The sequence below is a fragment of the Streptomyces microflavus genome (assembly GCF_014650075.1).
In the GTDB taxonomy this organism is placed as follows: domain Bacteria; phylum Actinomycetota; class Actinomycetes; order Streptomycetales; family Streptomycetaceae; genus Streptomyces; species Streptomyces microflavus.
Genome location: NZ_BMUG01000017.1, coordinates 60,530 through 76,911 on the forward strand (window position 1 = coordinate 60,530; position 16,382 = coordinate 76,911).

General features: G+C 72.4%; 15 protein-coding genes and 1 pseudogene. 8 read left to right on the forward strand and 8 right to left on the reverse strand.

Going from position 1 to position 16,382, the window contains the following annotated elements:
- Positions 1–146 precede the first annotated feature (146 nt).
- The gene (locus tag IE264_RS34940; RefSeq protein ID WP_032756669.1) at positions 147–1,658 is read left to right on the forward strand and encodes an NCS2 family permease; all 1,512 of its coding nucleotides are present in this window, start codon (positions 147–149) and stop codon (positions 1,656–1,658) included.
- Between the two features lie 52 nt (positions 1,659–1,710).
- On the opposite strand, the gene IE264_RS34945 is transcribed toward IE264_RS34940, so the two are convergent.
- The 4 genes and pseudogenes from IE264_RS34945 to IE264_RS34960 all read right to left on the reverse strand — a co-directional run bounded on the left by IE264_RS34945 (position 1,711) and on the right by IE264_RS34960 (position 6,221).
- On the reverse strand, positions 1,711–3,162 hold the full coding sequence (locus tag IE264_RS34945) for a peptidoglycan D,D-transpeptidase FtsI family protein (RefSeq protein WP_032756670.1): 1,452 nt from the start codon (positions 3,160–3,162) through the stop codon (positions 1,711–1,713).
- Positions 3,163–3,272: 110 nt separating this feature from the next.
- Positions 3,273–3,935, reverse strand: coding sequence for a response regulator transcription factor (locus IE264_RS34950; protein ID WP_015607793.1), 663 nt, complete (start codon positions 3,933–3,935; stop codon positions 3,273–3,275).
- Positions 3,932–5,212, reverse strand: coding sequence for a sensor histidine kinase (locus tag IE264_RS34955; RefSeq protein WP_032756671.1), 1,281 nt, complete (start codon positions 5,210–5,212; stop codon positions 3,932–3,934). Before IE264_RS34955 ends, IE264_RS34950 begins: the two co-directional genes overlap by 4 nt.
- Positions 5,209–6,221 (reverse strand): annotated as a pseudogene (locus IE264_RS34960) (hypothetical protein). Before IE264_RS34960 ends, IE264_RS34955 begins: the two are co-directional and overlap by 4 nt.
- A gap of 167 nt (positions 6,222–6,388) precedes the next feature.
- Between IE264_RS34960 and IE264_RS34965 the strand changes: the two are divergent.
- Positions 6,389–6,778 (forward strand): hypothetical protein, encoded by a 390-nt coding sequence (locus IE264_RS34965; RefSeq protein WP_032756672.1) that lies wholly within the window; start codon positions 6,389–6,391, stop codon positions 6,776–6,778.
- Positions 6,779–6,903: 125 nt separating this feature from the next.
- Here IE264_RS34965 and IE264_RS34970 read toward each other — a convergent pair whose 3' ends face one another.
- Positions 6,904–7,674, reverse strand: coding sequence for an IclR family transcriptional regulator (locus tag IE264_RS34970; RefSeq protein WP_031125548.1), 771 nt, complete (start codon positions 7,672–7,674; stop codon positions 6,904–6,906).
- A 142-nt stretch (positions 7,675–7,816) separates the two neighbouring features.
- Here IE264_RS34970 and IE264_RS34975 point away from each other — a divergent pair, with 142 nt between their 5' ends.
- The 5 genes from IE264_RS34975 to IE264_RS34995 all read left to right on the forward strand — a co-directional run bounded on the left by IE264_RS34975 (position 7,817) and on the right by IE264_RS34995 (position 12,514).
- A complete protein-coding gene (locus IE264_RS34975) occupies positions 7,817–9,337 on the forward strand; it encodes an aldehyde dehydrogenase (NADP(+)) (protein ID WP_078657441.1) in 1,521 nt (506 codons plus the stop codon).
- A 54-nt stretch (positions 9,338–9,391) separates the two neighbouring features.
- Complete coding sequence (locus tag IE264_RS34980; protein WP_032756675.1) at positions 9,392–10,003, forward strand: DUF1349 domain-containing protein; 612 nt, start codon at positions 9,392–9,394, stop codon at positions 10,001–10,003.
- Between the two features lie 125 nt (positions 10,004–10,128).
- Positions 10,129–10,401, forward strand: coding sequence for a chitin binding peritrophin-A domain-containing protein (locus tag IE264_RS34985; RefSeq protein WP_078618652.1), 273 nt, complete (start codon positions 10,129–10,131; stop codon positions 10,399–10,401).
- Between the two features lie 253 nt (positions 10,402–10,654).
- Entirely contained in the window at positions 10,655–11,371 is a 717-nt protein-coding gene (locus tag IE264_RS34990; RefSeq protein WP_032756678.1) for a DsbA family oxidoreductase, read from the forward strand.
- A gap of 81 nt (positions 11,372–11,452) precedes the next feature.
- Entirely contained in the window at positions 11,453–12,514 is a 1,062-nt protein-coding gene (locus tag IE264_RS34995; protein ID WP_032756680.1) for an aminotransferase class V-fold PLP-dependent enzyme, read from the forward strand.
- Positions 12,515–12,588: 74 nt separating this feature from the next.
- Here IE264_RS34995 and IE264_RS35000 read toward each other — a convergent pair whose 3' ends face one another.
- Positions 12,589–13,095: a MarR family winged helix-turn-helix transcriptional regulator gene (locus tag IE264_RS35000; RefSeq protein ID WP_015607784.1), complete on the reverse strand. Its 507-nt coding sequence runs from the start codon at positions 13,093–13,095 to the stop codon at positions 12,589–12,591.
- Positions 13,096–13,275: 180 nt separating this feature from the next.
- On the opposite strand from IE264_RS35000, the gene IE264_RS35005 reads away from it, so the two are divergent.
- Positions 13,276–14,346, forward strand: coding sequence for an alkene reductase (locus IE264_RS35005; RefSeq protein ID WP_032756682.1), 1,071 nt, complete (start codon positions 13,276–13,278; stop codon positions 14,344–14,346).
- Here IE264_RS35005 and IE264_RS35010 read toward each other — a convergent pair.
- Together IE264_RS35010 and thpD are read right to left on the reverse strand one after the other, a co-directional pair.
- Positions 14,322–15,356 carry a VOC family protein gene (locus IE264_RS35010; protein ID WP_032756683.1) on the reverse strand — a complete coding sequence of 345 codons (1,035 nt, stop codon included), beginning with the start codon at positions 15,354–15,356 and terminating at the stop codon, positions 14,322–14,324. The genes IE264_RS35005 and IE264_RS35010 overlap by 25 nt on opposite strands.
- Before the next feature lie 132 nt (positions 15,357–15,488).
- Positions 15,489–16,382: an ectoine hydroxylase gene (gene thpD / locus IE264_RS35015; protein ID WP_032756685.1), complete on the reverse strand. Its 894-nt coding sequence runs from the start codon at positions 16,380–16,382 to the stop codon at positions 15,489–15,491.

Genomic DNA, 16,382 nt, shown 5'->3' on the forward strand with positions numbered 1-16,382 from the left:
CAAGTAAGGCAAGGTTAACCTAAGTTGGCATGCGAGGCGCTCCTGGCTTCCGGGCAAGGCGTAACACGATGAAAACCTGAACTCCCCTCCCTGACGGAACAATCCAGCTACCCATCACCACCGGATGTCCGTCATTGAGGAGCGCCATGCCCGACCCGACCCCGCCCACCCCGGACGAGCCCACAGCCCCGGACGAGCAGCCGACCACCCCGCCGGACGGGCCCACCGCCCCCAAGGCGCCAACTCCTGCTCCGGGCAGTGCCGTCGACCGCTACTTCGCCATCACCGCCCGGGGCTCCACCTTCGCGCGCGAGATACGCGGCGGATTCGCCACCTTCTTCACGATGGCCTACATCCTGGTGCTCAACCCGATCATCCTCGGCTCGGCCGAGGACAAGTTCGGCGCCCAGCTCTCCGGACCCCAACTGGTCACCGCCACCGCCCTGGTGGCCGCCGTGATGACCGTCATCATGGGCGTCGGCGGCAACCTGCCGCTCGCCCTCGCCGCCGGACTCGGCCTCAACGCCGTGGTCGCGTACCAGATCGCCCCACTGATGAGCTGGCCCGACGCCATGGGCCTGATCGTCCTGGAAGGGCTGCTGATCTGCGTCCTGGTCGTCACCGGCCTCCGCGAGGCGGTCATGCACGCCATCCCGCCCGCCCTCAAGCAGGCGATCAGCGTCGGCATCGGCCTCTTCATCGCGTTCATCGGCTTCGTCGACGCCGGATTCGCCACCCGCATCCCCGGCGAGACCGGCTCCGTCCCCGTCCAGCTCGGCGCCACCGGCCACCTCTCCGGCTGGCCGGTCCTGGTCTTCTGCCTCGGGGTGCTGCTCACCGTCGCCCTGCTGGCCCGCAAGGTCCGGGGCGCGCTGCTCATCAGCATCGTGGCCATGACCGTGGTCGCGATCGTCATCAACGAGATCGCCGACATCGCCCCGGGCGCCTGGGGGCTGACCGTCCCGGCCGTACCCGGTGACATCGTCGCCGCCCCCGACTTCGGGCTGCTCGGCGCCTTCAGCCTCTTCGGCGCGTTCCAGCAGGTCGGGATCATCACCATCGTCCTGCTCGTCTTCACCCTGCTCCTCAGCGACTTCTTCGACACGATGGGCACCGTCGTCGGCGTCTCCAGCGAGGCCGGACTGCTCGACGAGAACGGCAAGGTGCCGAACCTCGGCCGGGTGCTGCTCATCGACGGGGCCGCCGCCGTCGCCGGAGGGGCGGCCTCCGCCTCCTCCAGCACCTCCTACATCGAGTCCGCCGCCGGGGTCGGGGAAGGCGCCAGGACCGGGTTCGCCTCGCTGGTCACCGGCGGCCTCTTCGCCGTCGCCCTCTTCCTCACCCCGCTCGCCACCGTCGTCCCCGCCCAGGCCGCCGCCCCCGCGCTCGTCGCCGTCGGCTTCCTGCTGATGGCGCAGGTGCGGCACATCGACTGGGAGCGGTACGAGATCGCGATCCCGGCGTTCCTGACGATCGCGGTGATGCCGTTCACGTACTCGATCACCAACGGCATCGGGGCCGGATTCCTCGCGTACGTCGTCATCCAGACCGCCCTGGGCCGGGCCCGCCGGGTCCACTGGCTGCTCTGGGCCTCCTCGGCGCTGTTCGCGCTCTACTTCGCGATCGACCCGGTCGAGCAGCTGCTGGGCGTGAAGTAGCGGTGCGCCGTACGGGGGCCGGTGCGCGCGGTCACCGGCCCCCGTCATCGGCTCACCGCTCCAGCGCCGCCTTCATCATCTTCTGCGCGATCGGCGCCGCCAGGCCGTTGCCGCTGACCTCGGAGCGGGCCGAGCCGGAGTCCTCGACGATCACCGCGACGGCGACCTCCTTGCCGCTGCTGTCGTCCTTCGCGTACGAGGTGAACCAGGCGTACGGGGTGTTGCTGTTGTCCACGCCGTTCTGCGCGGTCCCCGTCTTTCCGCCGACCTCGGCCCCGGCGATCCTGGCGTTGGTGCCGGTGCCCTCCTCGACGACGGTCACCATCGCGCTGCGGAGCTGCTCGGCGGTCCTCTCTCCCACCACCCGCTTCGTCTCCCCGTCCTCGGTCTCCTCCAGCGCGGAACCGTCCCCGTCGGTCACCGACGACACCATGTGCGGCGCGGCCAGCTCACCGCCGTTGGCGAGGGCCGAGGTGACCATCGCCATCTGGAGCGGGGTGGCGGTGACCTCGAACTGGCCGATGCCCGTCAGCGCCGTCTGCGCCTTGTCCATGCCGGTCGGGTAGACGCTCTTCGACGCCCGCACCGGGACGTCCAGCTTCTCGGTGTCGAAGCCGAACGCGTCCGCCATCTCCTTGACCTTGTCCTGGCCGAGGTCGGCGGCCGCCTTGGCGAAGACGTTGTTGCAGGAGTACTGGAGGGCGGTGCGCAGGGTCGCGTTCTCGCAGGGGGCGGAGGCGTTCTCGTTGCGCAGGACGGTCCGGGTGCCGGGGAGGGTGTACGGGTCGGGGCTGTCGGTCGCCTCGTCGACGGAGCCGTACAGCCCGTTCTCCAGGGCCGCCGCCGCGACCACCAGCTTGAACGTGGAACCCGGCGCCAGCGGCTGCCGCAGCGCCCGGTTGACCAGCGACTTCTCCTTGTCGTCCAGCAGCTTCTTCCAGGCGTCGCCGTTGTCCGTACCGCTGATCTTCGAGGGGTCGTACGAGGGTGTGGAGACCATGCCCAGGATGCGGCCGGTCTTCGGGTCGATGGCCACGGCCGCGCCCTTGTCGTCGCCGAGCGCCTCGTAGGCCGCCTTCTGGACGCCCGGGTCGATGGTGGTGAGGACGTTGCCCGGGGAGGCCTGCCTGCCGGTGATCAGGTCGGCCGGGTTCTTCAGCCGGTCGTCGGTGCCGTCCAGGACGTCGCTGTAGATGCCTTCGAGCTGGGTCGCCCCGTACGCCTGCGAGCTGTAGCCCGTCACGGCCGCGTAGAGCTCGCCCTGCGTGTAGGTCCTCTTGTACCGGAGGTCGCCGCCACTGGTCCCCTTCGATCCGGTGACCGGCGAACCGGCCACGATGATGTCCCCGAGCGGCTGCGCGTACTGCGCGATGGTGTTCCGCCGGTTGTGCTCGTCGTCTGCGAGCGCCTTGGCCTCGTAGCCCTGCACCCACGTCGCCCGCACCAGCAGGGCGAGCACCATGAGCAGACAGAAGACCGAAGCGCGCCTGATTGTCTTGTTCATCCCGCTGGAGGGACGAGCGGGGGCGTTCCGCCCGTTCCCGGTTGTGCCGCTTCTCACCGATTTCTCACGTGGCCCACAGGGCTGTGAAGGCCGGGTTCGGGGCCCCGGGCTCAGCCCGGCGTGATGAACCCGGACTCGTACGCCGCGATGACCGCCTGCGTACGGTCCCGGGCACCGGTCTTCGCGAGGACCGCCGCCACATGGGACTTCACCGTCGCCGGGCCCACCGCCAGCCGCCCCGCGATCTCCGCGTTGGTCAGCCCCGCCGCCATCAGCCGCAGCACGTCCGCCTCCCGCCCGGTCAGCCGCGCCACCCACGCCGGGGCGCGCGCCTCCCGCCGGCCGGCGTGTTCGGCGGCCAGGGTGCGTACCGCCGCCGGGTAGAGGAGCGAGTCGCCGCACGCCACCAGGCGCACCGCCTGCACCAGCTCCTCGGCCGCCGACCGCTTCAGCAGGAACCCGGCGGCTCCGGCGTGCAGGGCGTCGTACACGTACGCGTCGTTCTCGAAGGTCGTCACGACGACGATCCGCGGCGGGTCCGCCAGGGTGGCGAGGATCTGCTCGGTGGCCCGGATCCCGTCGATCTCCGGCATCCGCACGTCCATCAGCACCACGTCGGGCCGCAGGGCGCGCACCACGGAGACGGCCTCCGCCCCGGTGGCGGCCTCCCCGACCACCTCGATGCCCTCCTCGGCGCCCAGGATCGCGCGCAGCGCCGTACGCACCATCTCCTCGTCGTCCGCGACCACGACCCGGACGGGCGTTCCGCTCACGATCCCTCCTCGCCGCGTGCCGTCAGCGGCAGCCGGGCGGTCAGCCGCCAGCCGCCGTCGTACGGCCCCGCCTCGCTCCGGCCGCCCAGCAGCGCCGCCCGCTCCGCTATGCCGCGCAGCCCCCGCCCGCCGCCGGGACGGACCACCGCAGGCCGCTCGCCCAGGGGGTTCTCCAGCACGATCTCCAGCTCCCTCTTCCGTGCCGCGATCAGCAGCCGTACGGGGGAGATGCCGCCCCCGCCGTGCCGCAGGACGTTGCTCAGCCCTTCCTGCACGATCCGGTACGCCTCCCGCGAGACCACCGGCACCACGCTGCCCGGGTCGCCCTCCCGCTCGTACGCCACCGGCACCCCGCAGTGCTTCAGCAGCCCGTCGAGCGCGTCGAGCCCGGGTCCGTACGCCGCCCCCTCACCCTCCGTCTCCCCGCTCCCCGGCTCCCCGTCCCGGCGCAACAGCCCGACCACGGAGTCGAGTTCACCGACCGTCCGCCGCGTCGTCTCCTCGATCGCGGTCAGCGCCCGGCGGACGAACTCCGGATCGTGGTCCAGGACCCGACGGGCCGCCCCCGCCTGGAGGGTCACCGCGCTCAGGGCGTGGCCCACCGAGTCGTGCAGCTCCCGGGCGAGCCGGTTGCGCACGGCCAGGTCCGCCGCCCTGCGCTCGGCAGCGGCCAGCCGGTCCTCGGGTGCCGGTCCGAGCAGCGCCGGCACCCACCGGGCCAGCAGCTCCCCGGCGGCTGCCGCGACCAGCGCCATCGCCGCCAGCATCGCGAGCCCGGCGAACGGCGCGAGGGCCAGGGCCCAAGGCTCCAGCAGCATTTCGGGACCGGCCGCCCGCCAGGAGTCGCGCAGCGCCGCCGAGAAGGGGAGCCCGGCCACCGCGACGGCGAACGGCGTCAGCGCCAGCGTGATCCCGCTGATGATGCCGCCGAGCGCCAGATGCACCGTGAACCAGGCGGCGGCCCGCACCCGGGCCTGCCGGGTCCGGGCGGGCCCCTCGGCCAGCAGCGCGGGCGGGACCCCGCAAAGGGCCCGGGCCGCGGCCACCGACAGCGGCCGGACGAGCGGGAAGAACCCGCTGACCGCCACCATCGGCAGGGCGCAGGCGAACGCGGCGAACTGGGCGCGCGGGGACGAGAAGAGCTGCTCCCCGCCGCCCAGCATGCTCACCAGGACCGTGCCGACCAGGAAGTACGGCATCAGCAGCGCGCCGCCGATGATCAGATGCAGCCAGCGCAGCCGCGCCCGCCGCCCGATCAGCGGTGCGAGCGGCCTCACGCGCGGGTGCCGGAGGTCTTGGGGGCCGCCGCGCGCTCCGCGAGAAGGTGCGCGACCGGCAGCGCGATGAGGGTCCCGACCAGCATCTGCACAGCGTAGATCAGCACCATCGCCGTCGTCGGCCGATCGGAGACGTCGCCCGCCCCCACCAGAGCGGCCAGGCTCAACCACCCTCCCCAGCAGGCCACTTGCGCCGATCCGGCCCAGACCAGGACGAGCGGCACCCGCAGCGGAAGCCGGCCGCCGCGCCGGAACGCGAGCAGCAGCGCCCCGGCGACGGCGACGGCCACGAAGAGCGCGTTGACGGCTTCGACCACGTAGAAGTCGCTGGTGCGCTCGGCCACCAGGCCCGCATTGAGCCCGGAGGTCCACCCGGCGGCCCAGAACAGATGGGCGAGGCCCGGGGCGAGGGCGACCAGCGCCGCGGCCACGGCGGTGACCCGCAGCACGGGGGGGCCGGAGTCCCGGGAAGGTCCCGCAGCCGGCCCTGCCAGAGGTGGCCCCAGCGCTCCTTGGCGTACAGAACGAAGAGGGTGCCCAGCGCGACCCCCTGGATGATGAAGCCGCCGTAGACGACACCGAAGACCCACGGGTCGAGGAACGGATCACCGCCGCCCCCGGTGCCCCCACCGCTTCCGCCGAGCAGCCGGACGGCCATCTGCAACGGATAGGCCGTCATGACCGGCAGCAGCAGACCGCTCGCCACCCACATCGGCACCACCAGCAGCCAGGCGGGCACCCGCAGCCCCCAGGGCCGGGTGAGCAGCAGGGCGAGGACGACGACGCAGGCGTCCATCAGGACCGTGACCCCGTTGCCGACGACCAGCAGGGCGCCGCCGTCCAGCAGCGGGCTCCCGTCCGGGATGCCGACCCGACTCCCCGCCATCCAGGCGGCCTTGAGGCCGACGTAGGGCACGCAGGACACGATGGCGAGCACCCGCGCCACGGTCCGGACCCGGCCGATGCGGTACGGGGGTGGGTGCGGGGCGGAGGTCCGGTTCGCTGTCATGGCGCCCACGCTTCCGCGGAACCCGGCCCCGCACGTCCTGCTGGCCGACGATCCGTCTCCGCCGCGCGGGGGAGAGGAGGCGCTCCGTGGATGATCTGTTCCAAGGGGTCGGTGAGCGTTGCTCGTCTCCGCAGGCCCCCCTTGGACCACACCACCAGGAGGATTCAGTGGCATACCCGCAACAGCTCACCCCCGAGGAGAAGCTCGCCGACGCGAAGAAGCTGTTGAGCCTCCCGCGTATCGTGGTGATCTGCGGCTCCACCCGCTTCATGCCGGAGATGAACGAGGCCGATCTGCGGGAGACCGAAGCCGGAAGGATCGTCGTCAAACCGGGCTGTGACCTGAAGTCCCCGCACGAACTCTGGTCCGATCCTGTCGAGGCCGAGGCGCTGAAGGCCCGACTCGACGATCTGCACCGGGCGAAGATCCGGCTCGCCGATGAGGTGCTCGTGGTCGGCGACTACATCGGAGACAGCACCCGGTCCGAAATCGCCTACGCCCGGTCGCTGGCCAAGCCCGTGCGGTTCACGCACCCCGAAGTCGACCCTGACGCCTGATCGCGCCAAGACGCCGCCGGGCACTGCGCGGATCCGCGCCCCGTGGGCGTCGAACGCGGCGCGCTTGCAGGAGCAGGGCCGACCCGCGACGTGCGGGAGCTTGCGCGCGCTCGCCGGTGTCCGGGTCAGAGCCTGCGCGTGGCGAGCGTGAGGCGGTCGCGGGCGTCCAGCAGGGCGTCCTTGACCGTCTGTTCGTGGCCGGGGGTGAGGCGCGCGACCGGTACCGAGCAGCTGATCGCGTCGCGGGCGGGGGTGCGGTAGGGGATCGCCACGCCGAAGCAGCGCAGGCCGAGGGTGTTCTCCTCGCGGTCCACCGCGTACCCCTGCTCGCGGACCAGGCGCAGCTCCTCGATGAGCTTCTCCCGGTCGGTGATGGTGTGTTCGGTCAGCGCGGGCAGCGTCTCGGGGAGCATCTTGCGGACCTGCTCGTCGCTGTGGGTGGCCAGCAGCGCCTTGCCGAGCGAGGTGGAGTGGGCGGGCAGCCGACGGCCGACCCGGGTGAAGGGGCGCAGATAGTGCTGGGACTGGCGGGTGGCGAGGTAGACCACGTTCGTCCCGTCGAGCCGGGCCAGGTGGATGGTCTCCGTGGTGTCGTCGGAGAGCCGGTCCAGGGTGGGCCGGGCGGCGGCCACGACCTCGTCGCCGTCGATGTAGGAGGTGCCCACCAGCAGGGCGCGCACCCCGATCCCGTACCGCGTGCCCGTCGCGTCCGTCTCCACCCAGCCGAGCTCGACCAGGGTGCGCAGCAGCATGTAGAGGCTGGACTTGGGGTAGCCCACGGCCTCCTGGACGGCGGCGAGCGAGTGCATGCCGGGGCGCCCCGCGAAGTATTCGAGCAGCTCCACCGTCCGTACCGCGGACTTGACCTGTGCCCCACCGGACTCGGCGACCGACATCGCCCCACGCTCCTTCTTCGGCCTTCGGCCATTGCCAACACGGAAGGCCCGGAAATAGAGTCCGAGCACGTTCACGATCAGGAACTCTGTTCAGAATACCGAACGTCTCTGGCCGGTGTTCCAGGACCCGAGGGGAATCATGGTGAGTGCAGCACCAGTCTGGAGTGTCGACCCCCGAAGCGGGAAGCCGCGCGAGCAGGTTGCGGTGGAGGCTACCGCCGAGGAGGTCGACCGCGCGGTCCGGGCGGCCCACTCCGTACGCGACGCCCTGGCCGACCGCACGGCACGCGCCGCGTTCCTGCGTACGGCGGCGGAGCTGCTGGAGGAGTCCGGCCCGCACATCATCGAGGCCGCCGACGCGGAGACCGCCCTCGGCCCGGCCCGGCTCACCGGGGAACTCGCGCGCACCGCAGCCCAGTTGCGGGCCTTCGCGGAGGTCGTCGACGAGGGCGCCTACCTCGACATCCACATCGACCACGAGGACGGCTCCCGCACCCCGCCCTGGCCCGACCTGCGCCGCTACAAGATCCCGCTCGGGGTCGTCGCCGTCTACGCGGCCAGCAACTTCCCGCTCGCCTTCTCCGTCCCCGGCGGCGACACCGCCAGCGCCCTCGCGGCCGGCTGCCCGGTCGTCGTCAAGGCCCACCCCGGCCATCCGGCCACCTCCGAACTCTGCGCCTCGGTGCTCCGCCGCGCCGCCGCCCGCACCGGGCTGCCCGAGGACGTGGTGACCCTGGTCCACGGGTTCGACGCGGGCGTCGAGCTGGTCCGCCACCCGCTGGTGAGCGCGGCGGGCTTCACCGGTTCCGTACGCGGCGGACGCGCCCTGTTCGACGCGGCGGCCGCCCGCCCCGCCCCCATCCCCTTCCACGGCGAACTCGGCTCGCTCAACCCGGTCGTCGTCACCGCGGCGGCCGCCGCCGAGCGGTCCGAGCAGATCGGCGCCGGGCTCGGCGCCTCCATGACCCTGGGCGTCGGCCAGTTCTGCACCAAGCCCGGCTTCGTCCTCGCCCCGTCCGGCGACGCGGGCGACCGGCTGGTGAAGGCCCTCACCGGGACGGTCAGCGACACCGGCTCCGGCGTGATGCTGGACCACCGGATGCGGGACGCCTTCCTCGCAGGCGTACGCGAACGGGCCGCACTCCCGGGCGTCGAGGCCCCCGTCACCCCCGGCGCGGGCAGCGAGCACACGGTCTCGGCCGGCTTCCTCACCGTCCCGGCCGCTCTCCTCACCGCCGAGGGCCCGCACGACGCGCTCCTGGAGGAGTGCTTCGGCCCGGTCACCGTGATCGCGCGCTACGACTCCGAGGACGAGGTCACCGCCGTCCTGTCCCGGCTCCCCGGCAACCTCACCGCCACCCTCCAGACCGCGACCGGGGGCGACGACCCGGAGGCGGCCGCCCTCCTCACCGCCCTCACCCCGCTCGCCGGCCGCATCCTGGTCAACGGCTGGCCGACCGGCGTCGCCGTCGCCCCCGCCCAGCACCACGGCGGCCCCTACCCGGCCACCACCTCCCCCTCCACCTCGGTCGGCGCGACGGCCATCGAGCGCTGGCTGCGCCCGGTGACGTACCAGAGCACCCCCGACCCGCTCCTCCCGCCGGAACTGCGCGAGGCCAACCCCCTGGACCTGCCCCGCCGCGTGGACGGCCGCCGCGCATGAGCCTGCACTTGGACGGCCGCCCTACATGACCCTGCACCTGGACGGATTCCGCGTATGACCCTGCACCTGGACGGGCTCCCCTTCGCCCTGGCCCCGGAAGGCCCCGACGGCCGCTGGACCCACGCCGATGGCATCCTGACCGGCCGCGCGGGCCCCGGCCAGGACCTCTTCGTACCGCCGTCCGGTGAAGCCCTGGATTCGGCGACCGACGCGCCACGCCTGCTCGGCGCGGTGGGGGACAGCGACTTCCGCCTCCTCGCCCGCGTCCGCCCCGGCCTGGTCGCGGCGGGCGACGCCGGGGCGCTCCACCTCCACCTCGGGGACCGCGACTGGGCCAAGCTCTGCCTGGAGCACTCCTCGGGCCTGGCGACGATCTGCAGCGTCGTGACCCGGGGCCACTCCGACGACGCCAACGCGTTCGTGGTGGAGGAGGACAGCTACTGGCTCCGGCTCAGCCGCACCGGCAACGTCTACGCCTTCCACGCCTCCGCCGACGGCGAGACCTGGACCTTCGTCCGCGTCTTCACCCTGGGCACTGAAAAGGAACGCGCGGCCGCCCGCGTCGGCTTCCTGGTGCAGTCGCCGACCGGCGAGGGGTGCGGCGCGGTCTTCGACCGGATCGCGTTCGCGGCCGGGGGAGTGGAGGACCTGCGCGACGGGCGGTGACGTACGGGAGCTGTCGAGGCAGGGCGCTGCCCGGGTTCCGAGAAGGCGTCGCGAGGACGGAACCGGTGGCGGGCGGACCACCCGTACGGGCCGTAGCCCGAACACGTGAAGATCGTTTCCAGGGCATGAATCGTACGCGCCGTATCGCAGCGGCCATGCTGCTCGCCCTCGCCGGCCTCACCTACGCAGCCCCCGCGCAGGCTGCCGACCAGCCTCCGGCCTGCACTCAGGAGGGGTTCCACCCCCACCCGGACGACAAGGCCCGCTTCTACCGCTGTGTGGACTTCTCGGGCGAGGGCGAGGAGTTCACGCGCTTCGACTTCCAGTGCGGGCCCGGCACGCTCTACCACCCCGAGCTGGTGACGTGTGTCCACCCGTGGCAGATGCCTCCCTCCTGACGCGCCCGCTCCGGGCAGGAACCGGGGAACTTCGCGGATGCGTTCCTGACCGCCCCACGGGGGGCGGTGTCGCGCGCACGTCCAGCCGCCCGATGCGGCCGGACGTGCGCGCCTTCGTCGTTCCGGCTCCGGGAATCACCTGGTCAGGTTCGGTGTTCGACCGAGAGGTCCGTCCCTGTGGGGCGGCCCCCGTAACCCGTCCCTGCGGGGCGGCCTCCGCACCCGTCCGTGACCCCTGGAGAGAAGAAGAGTCATGCGCGTCGAGATCTGGTCCGATATCGCTTGTCCCTGGTGCTACATCGGCAAGGCCCGCTTCGAGAAGGGCCTCGCCGAGTTCGCCCACCGGGACGAGGTCGAGGTCGTGCACCGCTCCTTCGAGCTCGACCCCGGGCGGGCCAAGGGCCAGACCGAGCAGGTCATCGACATGCTGGCCACCAAGTACGGGCGGACCCGCGAGGAGGCCGCCTCGATGGAGGCCAATGTCGCGGCCAACGCGCAGGCCGAGGGGCTCGGTTACCGCACCGAGGGCCGGGACCACGGCAACACCTTCGACATCCACCGGCTGCTGCACCTGGCGAAGGCCCGCGGCCGCCAGGACGAGCTGCTGACCCTCGCCTACCGGGCCAACTTCGCCGAGGAGCGGTCCGTCTTCGACGACGACGTGCTGCTCGCCCTCGCCGTGGAGGCCGGGCTCGACGCCGACGAGGCGCGTGCGGTGCTCGCCGACCCCGAGGCGTACGCCGACGAGGTCCGGGCCGACGAGCGCGAGGCGTCCGAGCTGGGCGCCAACGCGGTGCCGTTCTTCGTGCTCGACCGGCGGTACGGGATCTCCGGGGGCCAGCCCTCCGAGGTCTTCGTCCAGGCGCTGGAGCAGGCCTGGAAGGACCGCCCGGTCACCACGCTGACCACCGTCGGCGGCGACGCGGCGGCCTGCGACACGGACGGGGCCTGCGAGGTGCCCAAGGGCTGAGCGCTCGTATAAGAAAGCCTTGGGTGTCCCCCGCGAATTCTGGCAATTGACTATGAGACACGGGGGCTCCAGGCTGGGCGCATGACGATCTCTCCGCTCAGCCAGGCGGCCGCCGCCGAGTTCGCGCCCGAGGTCACGTACCTCAACACCTCCAGCTGGGGGCTGCTGCCCCGCCGGACCATCGCCGCCGTCAAGGCCCTCGCCGACGAGAACGCCGCCGGCCGCCGGATCGGCGCGGGCAGCTTCGACGCGGTGGAGGCGGCCCGGGTCGGCTTCGCCCGGCTCGCCGGGGTCCGGCCGGACCGGGTCGCCACCGGCAGCTCCGTCACCGTCCATGTCGGGCTGATCGCCGCCTCACTCCCGGCGGGGGCCGAAGTCCTGGCGCCCGAGGGTGAGTTCACCTCCGTCGTCAGTCCGTTCGCGCTCCGCGGCGACCTGCGCATGCGGTACGTGCCGCTCGCCGGCCTCGCCGAAGCCGTACGGCCCACCACCGCGCTCGTCGCCTTCTCCTCGGTCCAGTCCGCCGACGGCCGGGTCGCCGACCTCGCCGCCGTCCGCGCTGCCGCCGCCGCACACGGCGCCCGGACCCTCCTGGACGCCACCCAGTCGGCGGGCTGGTTCCCGCTGGACGCCGGGGCGTACGACTACACCGTCACCGGCGGCTTCAAGTTTCTGCTCTGCCCCCGGGGTACGTCGTTCCTCACCGTGACCGAGGAGGCGCAGGCCACCCTGCCGAACCTCTTCGCGGGCTGGGTCGCCGCCGGTGCGCCTTGGACCAGCAACTACGGTGCGCTGGAGCGCGTCGCCCCCGGCGCCCGGGGGTTCGACGAGCCGCCGGCCTTCCTCTCGTACCACGGGGCCGAACACTCCCTCGCGCTGCTCGGGGAGATCGGCACCGAGGCCCTGTACACCCACGCCACCTCCCTCGCCGCCCGGCTGCGCTCGGGGCTGACGGAGCTGGGGCACACGGTGGTTCCGGGGGAGTCGGCGATCGTCTCCGTGCCGGGGCTCGACGGCCGCGAACCTGAGCTCGCGAAGGCCGGGATCGCGGTCTCGACGCCCGCCGGGAACCTCCGGATCTCCTGCCACCTCTACAACACCGAGGTGGATGTCGACCGGGTGCTGGACGTGCTGGCCGCGTAAGCCACACGTACCGGGACCACCGGGACCACCGGGACCGTAACCGCACGTACCGGCCGCTCGGGGCCGAGAGCCCCTCAGCCCCGTTCCGGGCACCCCTCCGTCTCCTGGCAGAGGTTCGCCTCCACCTTCGCCAGCAGCCGCGTCAGCTCCGTACGCTCATCGCTCTCCAGCCCGGCGAGCGTGTGCTCCTCCAGGCTGCCCCACGCGTCCCGCACCGCCGTGTGCAGCTCGCAGCTCCGGTCCGTCGCCTCGACCAGCACGGCCCGCCGGTCGTCCGGGTCGGGGCGGCGGCGTACATGACCGGTCTGTTCGAGGCGCTGGAGCATCTTGGTGACCGTGGACGGGTCCAGGTCCAGGGTCCTGATCAGCTCCGACTGGCGGACCGGCCCCGCGTCCCACAGATGCATCATCAGGAGCTCCTGCCCCGGGTAGAGCCCCAGCCCCTTGAGGAGCTTCCCCGCCGCGATCCGGTGCAGCCGGGCGACGCGCGAGACGGCATGGCTCACGGGCCCGCTGAGCGCTGCTCCGGGCAGCGCGTCGGTACAGGCGGCTTCCGCGGTGGTGGCGTTGCCGGTGTTCATGGCGGGGCTCCTCGGTGCTGCTCCGGGTGGGGCTTCGATGATGCCCGGCGGCTCTTGCCCACACTTTACCTTGGTCGGCCAAGTAATGAGCTACAGTGACGCCAGCGCCAATGATTGGCCGACCACATACTTTGTCGGCCGGTCCCGTACGCCTTGCCCCATATTCTTTGGAGAGCCCGCATGACCACCGCTTTCGACCCGATCGACCTGTCCGGCACCCCGCTGGCCAACCGCATCGTGATGGCCCCGATGACCCGGAGCCGGGCGGGCGATGGCGGTACGGCCACCGAGCTCACGGCCGCCTACTACGCCCAGCGCGCCTCGGCCGGGCTCGTCATCACCGAAGGCATCCAGCCCTCCGTCGTGGGCCAGGGCTACCCCTTCACCCCCGGGCTGCACAGCCCCGAGCAGGTCGCCTCCTGGCGCAAGGTCACCGACGCGGTGCACGCCGAGGGCGGCCGGATCTTCGCCCAGATCATGCACGCGGGCCGCATCGGCCACCCGGTCCTGCTGCCCGAGGGCCTGACCCCGGTCAGCGCTTCCCCGGTCAGGGCCGCGGGCCAGATCTACACCCACGAGGGACCCAAGGACTTCGTCGAGCCGCGCGAGCTGACCGACGACGAGATCCGGCAGACCATCGCCGACTTCGCCGCCGCCGCCCGCAACGCCATCGACGCCGGGTTCGACGGCGTGGAGCTGCACGGCGCCAACGGCTACCTCATCCACCAGTTCCTCGCGCCCAACACCAACCTGCGCACCGACGAGTGGGGCGGCTCGGAGGCGGCGCGCATCCGGTTCGCCGTGGAGGTCGTCAAGGCGGTCGCGGCCGAGATCGGCGCCGCCCGCACCGGGCTGCGCATCTCGCCCTCGAACCCGTACAACGACATCGACGAGCCCGCCCCGGACGCCGTCTACACCGCGCTGGCCCAGGAGATCGAGCCGCTCGGCCTCGCCTATCTGCACATCCTGGAGGACGCCCCGATCCGCGAGCTGACCCTCGCGCTGCGGAAGGTGTTCACCGGCACCGTCCTGATCAACGTGCACTCCGACGGGCCGACCGGGCCGGACGACCACACCGTCATCGACGACGGGATCGCCGACCTGATCTCGTACGGCGTGCTCTTCCTCGCCAACCCCGACCTCCCCGCCCGGCTCAGGGCCGGGGGCCCCTTCAACACCCCCGACCCGTCGTCCTTCTTCGGCGGCGACGCCAAGGGCTACACCGACTACCCGGCGCTCGACGCCGTCTGATCCTCCACCGGCCGCCCGTCCCACCGCCACGACGTGCGGCGCGGGTGGTCCGGCAGTGCGGTGCGGCCGGTGGCCCAGAGCAGAACGGTCCACCGGTCGCCGCCCGCCGGGGCGTCGGGGAAGAGCCGGGCCAGCACCCGGTCGCAGAGCGCGCCGGGCGGCGTCCACTCCAGCCCGAGGCCCTCGGCGAGGTCATGGGTGTGCACCAGGGTCTCCAGCACGCCCATCGCGGCGAAGCCCTCCGGGTCGGAGATGCCGAACCCGTGGTACGAGCGGACCCCGGGCGGTGTCGTCCGGGCCATCGAGGCCAGCAGCGCACCGCTCGCCTCCAGGGTCGCCAGCAGCCCGGCTGGTCCGGCAGCGCGGTCGGCGAAGACCGCGTTGTGGGGCCCGCCCTGCCTCTCGGGCGCCCACCGGTAGGGGACCTCGCCGTCCAGCGGAGGCGTACGCGGGCCCAACTGGACGGCGTACGCGAACAGGTCGTCGCTCAGGTGCTCGACGGTCTCCCAGCAGGTCCACTCCAGGGTCCCGGCGGGCGCGTCCCAGCGGTCCTCCGGGGCTCCGGCCAGCACATCCGCCGCGAGCCCGACCGCGCGGGTCACATCGTCGGCGGTCACCGGCAGCCGGGTCCCGGTCAGCGCGGCCCGCTCGGCGGCGGAGCACTCCACACAGAACTCGTTGCCCTCGGGGTCCGCCAGGGTCGCCCAGCCCCGCCCGTTCGGCTTCCGGTGGTCGCCCACCAGGGTCGCGCCGAGTGCGAGCAGCCGCTCCACCTCCTCGTCCCGGGTGCGGTCCTGCGGCTGGACATCGAGGTGGACCCGGTTCTTGGCCGTCTTCGGGTCGGGCCCCTGGACGAAGAGGATCGCCGCGCCGGGCGTTTCGAGCAGGGCTTCCGGATCGCCGGGGAAGTCGTCGTCGGCGAGCGGGGCGCCGAGCACCTGGGACCAGAAGCTGCCGAGCGCGTGGGCGTCGGCGCAGTCGACGGTGATGTGACGTACGTGGGAGGTCATGGCCGCCACCCTCTCCGGTGGCGGGTCCCGGGTCCAGCGAGTTACGCGACGGGGGGCCGTCGAGATACACGGCGGGGCCCGGGACGGCGTACCGTCCCGGGCCCCTCAATACCTGTGTGCCTGCGCCTGCCGTTACTTCACCGGGGTGAAGTCCCGCGCCCCGATGAACTCGGGGCGGCGGATCGGCGCCGCGAACGGCTCCTGCGCCGCGTTCTCCACGCTGTTGAAGACGATGAAGACGTTGGAGCGCGCGTACGGGGTGATGTTGTCGCCCGATCCGTGCATGGCGTTGCAGTCGAACCAGGTCGCCGAACCGGCCTTGCCCGTGAAGAGCTTGATGCCGTGGCGGTCGGCCATCTTCGTCAGCGCCTCGTCGGACGGGGTGCCGGCGTCCTGCATCTGCAGCGACTTCTTGTAGTTGTCCTTCGGCGTCTCGCCCGCACAGCCGAGGAACGACTTGTGCGAACCGGGCATGATCATCAGCCCGCCGTTGGTGTCGAAGTTCTCGGTGAGCGCGATCGACACGGAGACGGTCCGCATGTTCGGCAGACCGTCCTCGGCGTGCCACGTCTCGAAGTCCGAGTGCCAGTAGAAGCCCGTGGCCCCGAAGCCCGGCTTCACATTGATACGGGACTGGTGGACGTACACGTCCGAGCCGAGGATCTGGCGGGCCCGGCCCACCACCCGCTCGTCGCGGACCAGCGCGGCGAAGACCTCGCTGAGCTTGTGGACCTCGAAGACGGAACGCACGTTCTGCGACTGCTTCTCGATGATCGAGCGCTCGTCGGCGCGGACCGCCGGGTCGGAGACCAGCCGGTTCAGCTCGGCCTCGTGGACGGCGACCTCGTCCGGGGTGATCAGCTGGTCGACGGTGAGAAAGCCGTCGTGCTCGTATCCCTGGAGATCCTTGGCGGCGATCGGGCCCGGCGCGCCCGGCGCGGACCAGATGACCGGGTCCTGGCGGGGAGTGGTCATCTCGGCGGCGCCGCGCGAGGGGTACAGATCGGCGCGTACTTCGGTGGTCAT

What these genes read in the sequence shown, in the direction of transcription:
- IE264_RS35000 (WP_015607784.1), bottom strand. Translation starts at nt 13,095, where the DNA reads ATGAACACCGGCAACGCCACCACCGCGGAAGCCGCCTGTACCGACGCG.
- IE264_RS34990 (WP_032756678.1), top strand. Translation starts at nt 10,655, where the DNA reads ATGCGCGTCGAGATCTGGTCCGATATCGCTTGTCCCTGGTGCTACATC.
- IE264_RS34995 (WP_032756680.1), top strand. Translation starts at nt 11,453, where the DNA reads ATGACGATCTCTCCGCTCAGCCAGGCGGCCGCCGCCGAGTTCGCGCCC.
- IE264_RS35010 (WP_032756683.1), bottom strand. Translation starts at nt 15,356, where the DNA reads ATGACCTCCCACGTACGTCACATCACCGTCGACTGCGCCGACGCCCAC.
- IE264_RS34980 (WP_032756675.1), top strand. Translation starts at nt 9,392, where the DNA reads ATGACCCTGCACCTGGACGGGCTCCCCTTCGCCCTGGCCCCGGAAGGC.
- IE264_RS35005 (WP_032756682.1), top strand. Translation starts at nt 13,276, where the DNA reads ATGACCACCGCTTTCGACCCGATCGACCTGTCCGGCACCCCGCTGGCC.
- IE264_RS34945 (WP_032756670.1), bottom strand. Translation starts at nt 3,162, where the DNA reads ATGAACAAGACAATCAGGCGCGCTTCGGTCTTCTGTCTGCTCATGGTG.
- IE264_RS34985 (WP_078618652.1), top strand. Translation starts at nt 10,129, where the DNA reads ATGAATCGTACGCGCCGTATCGCAGCGGCCATGCTGCTCGCCCTCGCC.
- IE264_RS34940 (WP_032756669.1), top strand. Translation starts at nt 147, where the DNA reads ATGCCCGACCCGACCCCGCCCACCCCGGACGAGCCCACAGCCCCGGAC.
- thpD (WP_032756685.1), bottom strand. Translation starts at nt 16,382, where the DNA reads ATGACCACCGAAGTACGCGCCGATCTGTACCCCTCGCGCGGCGCCGCC.
- IE264_RS34970 (WP_031125548.1), bottom strand. Translation starts at nt 7,674, where the DNA reads ATGTCGGTCGCCGAGTCCGGTGGGGCACAGGTCAAGTCCGCGGTACGG.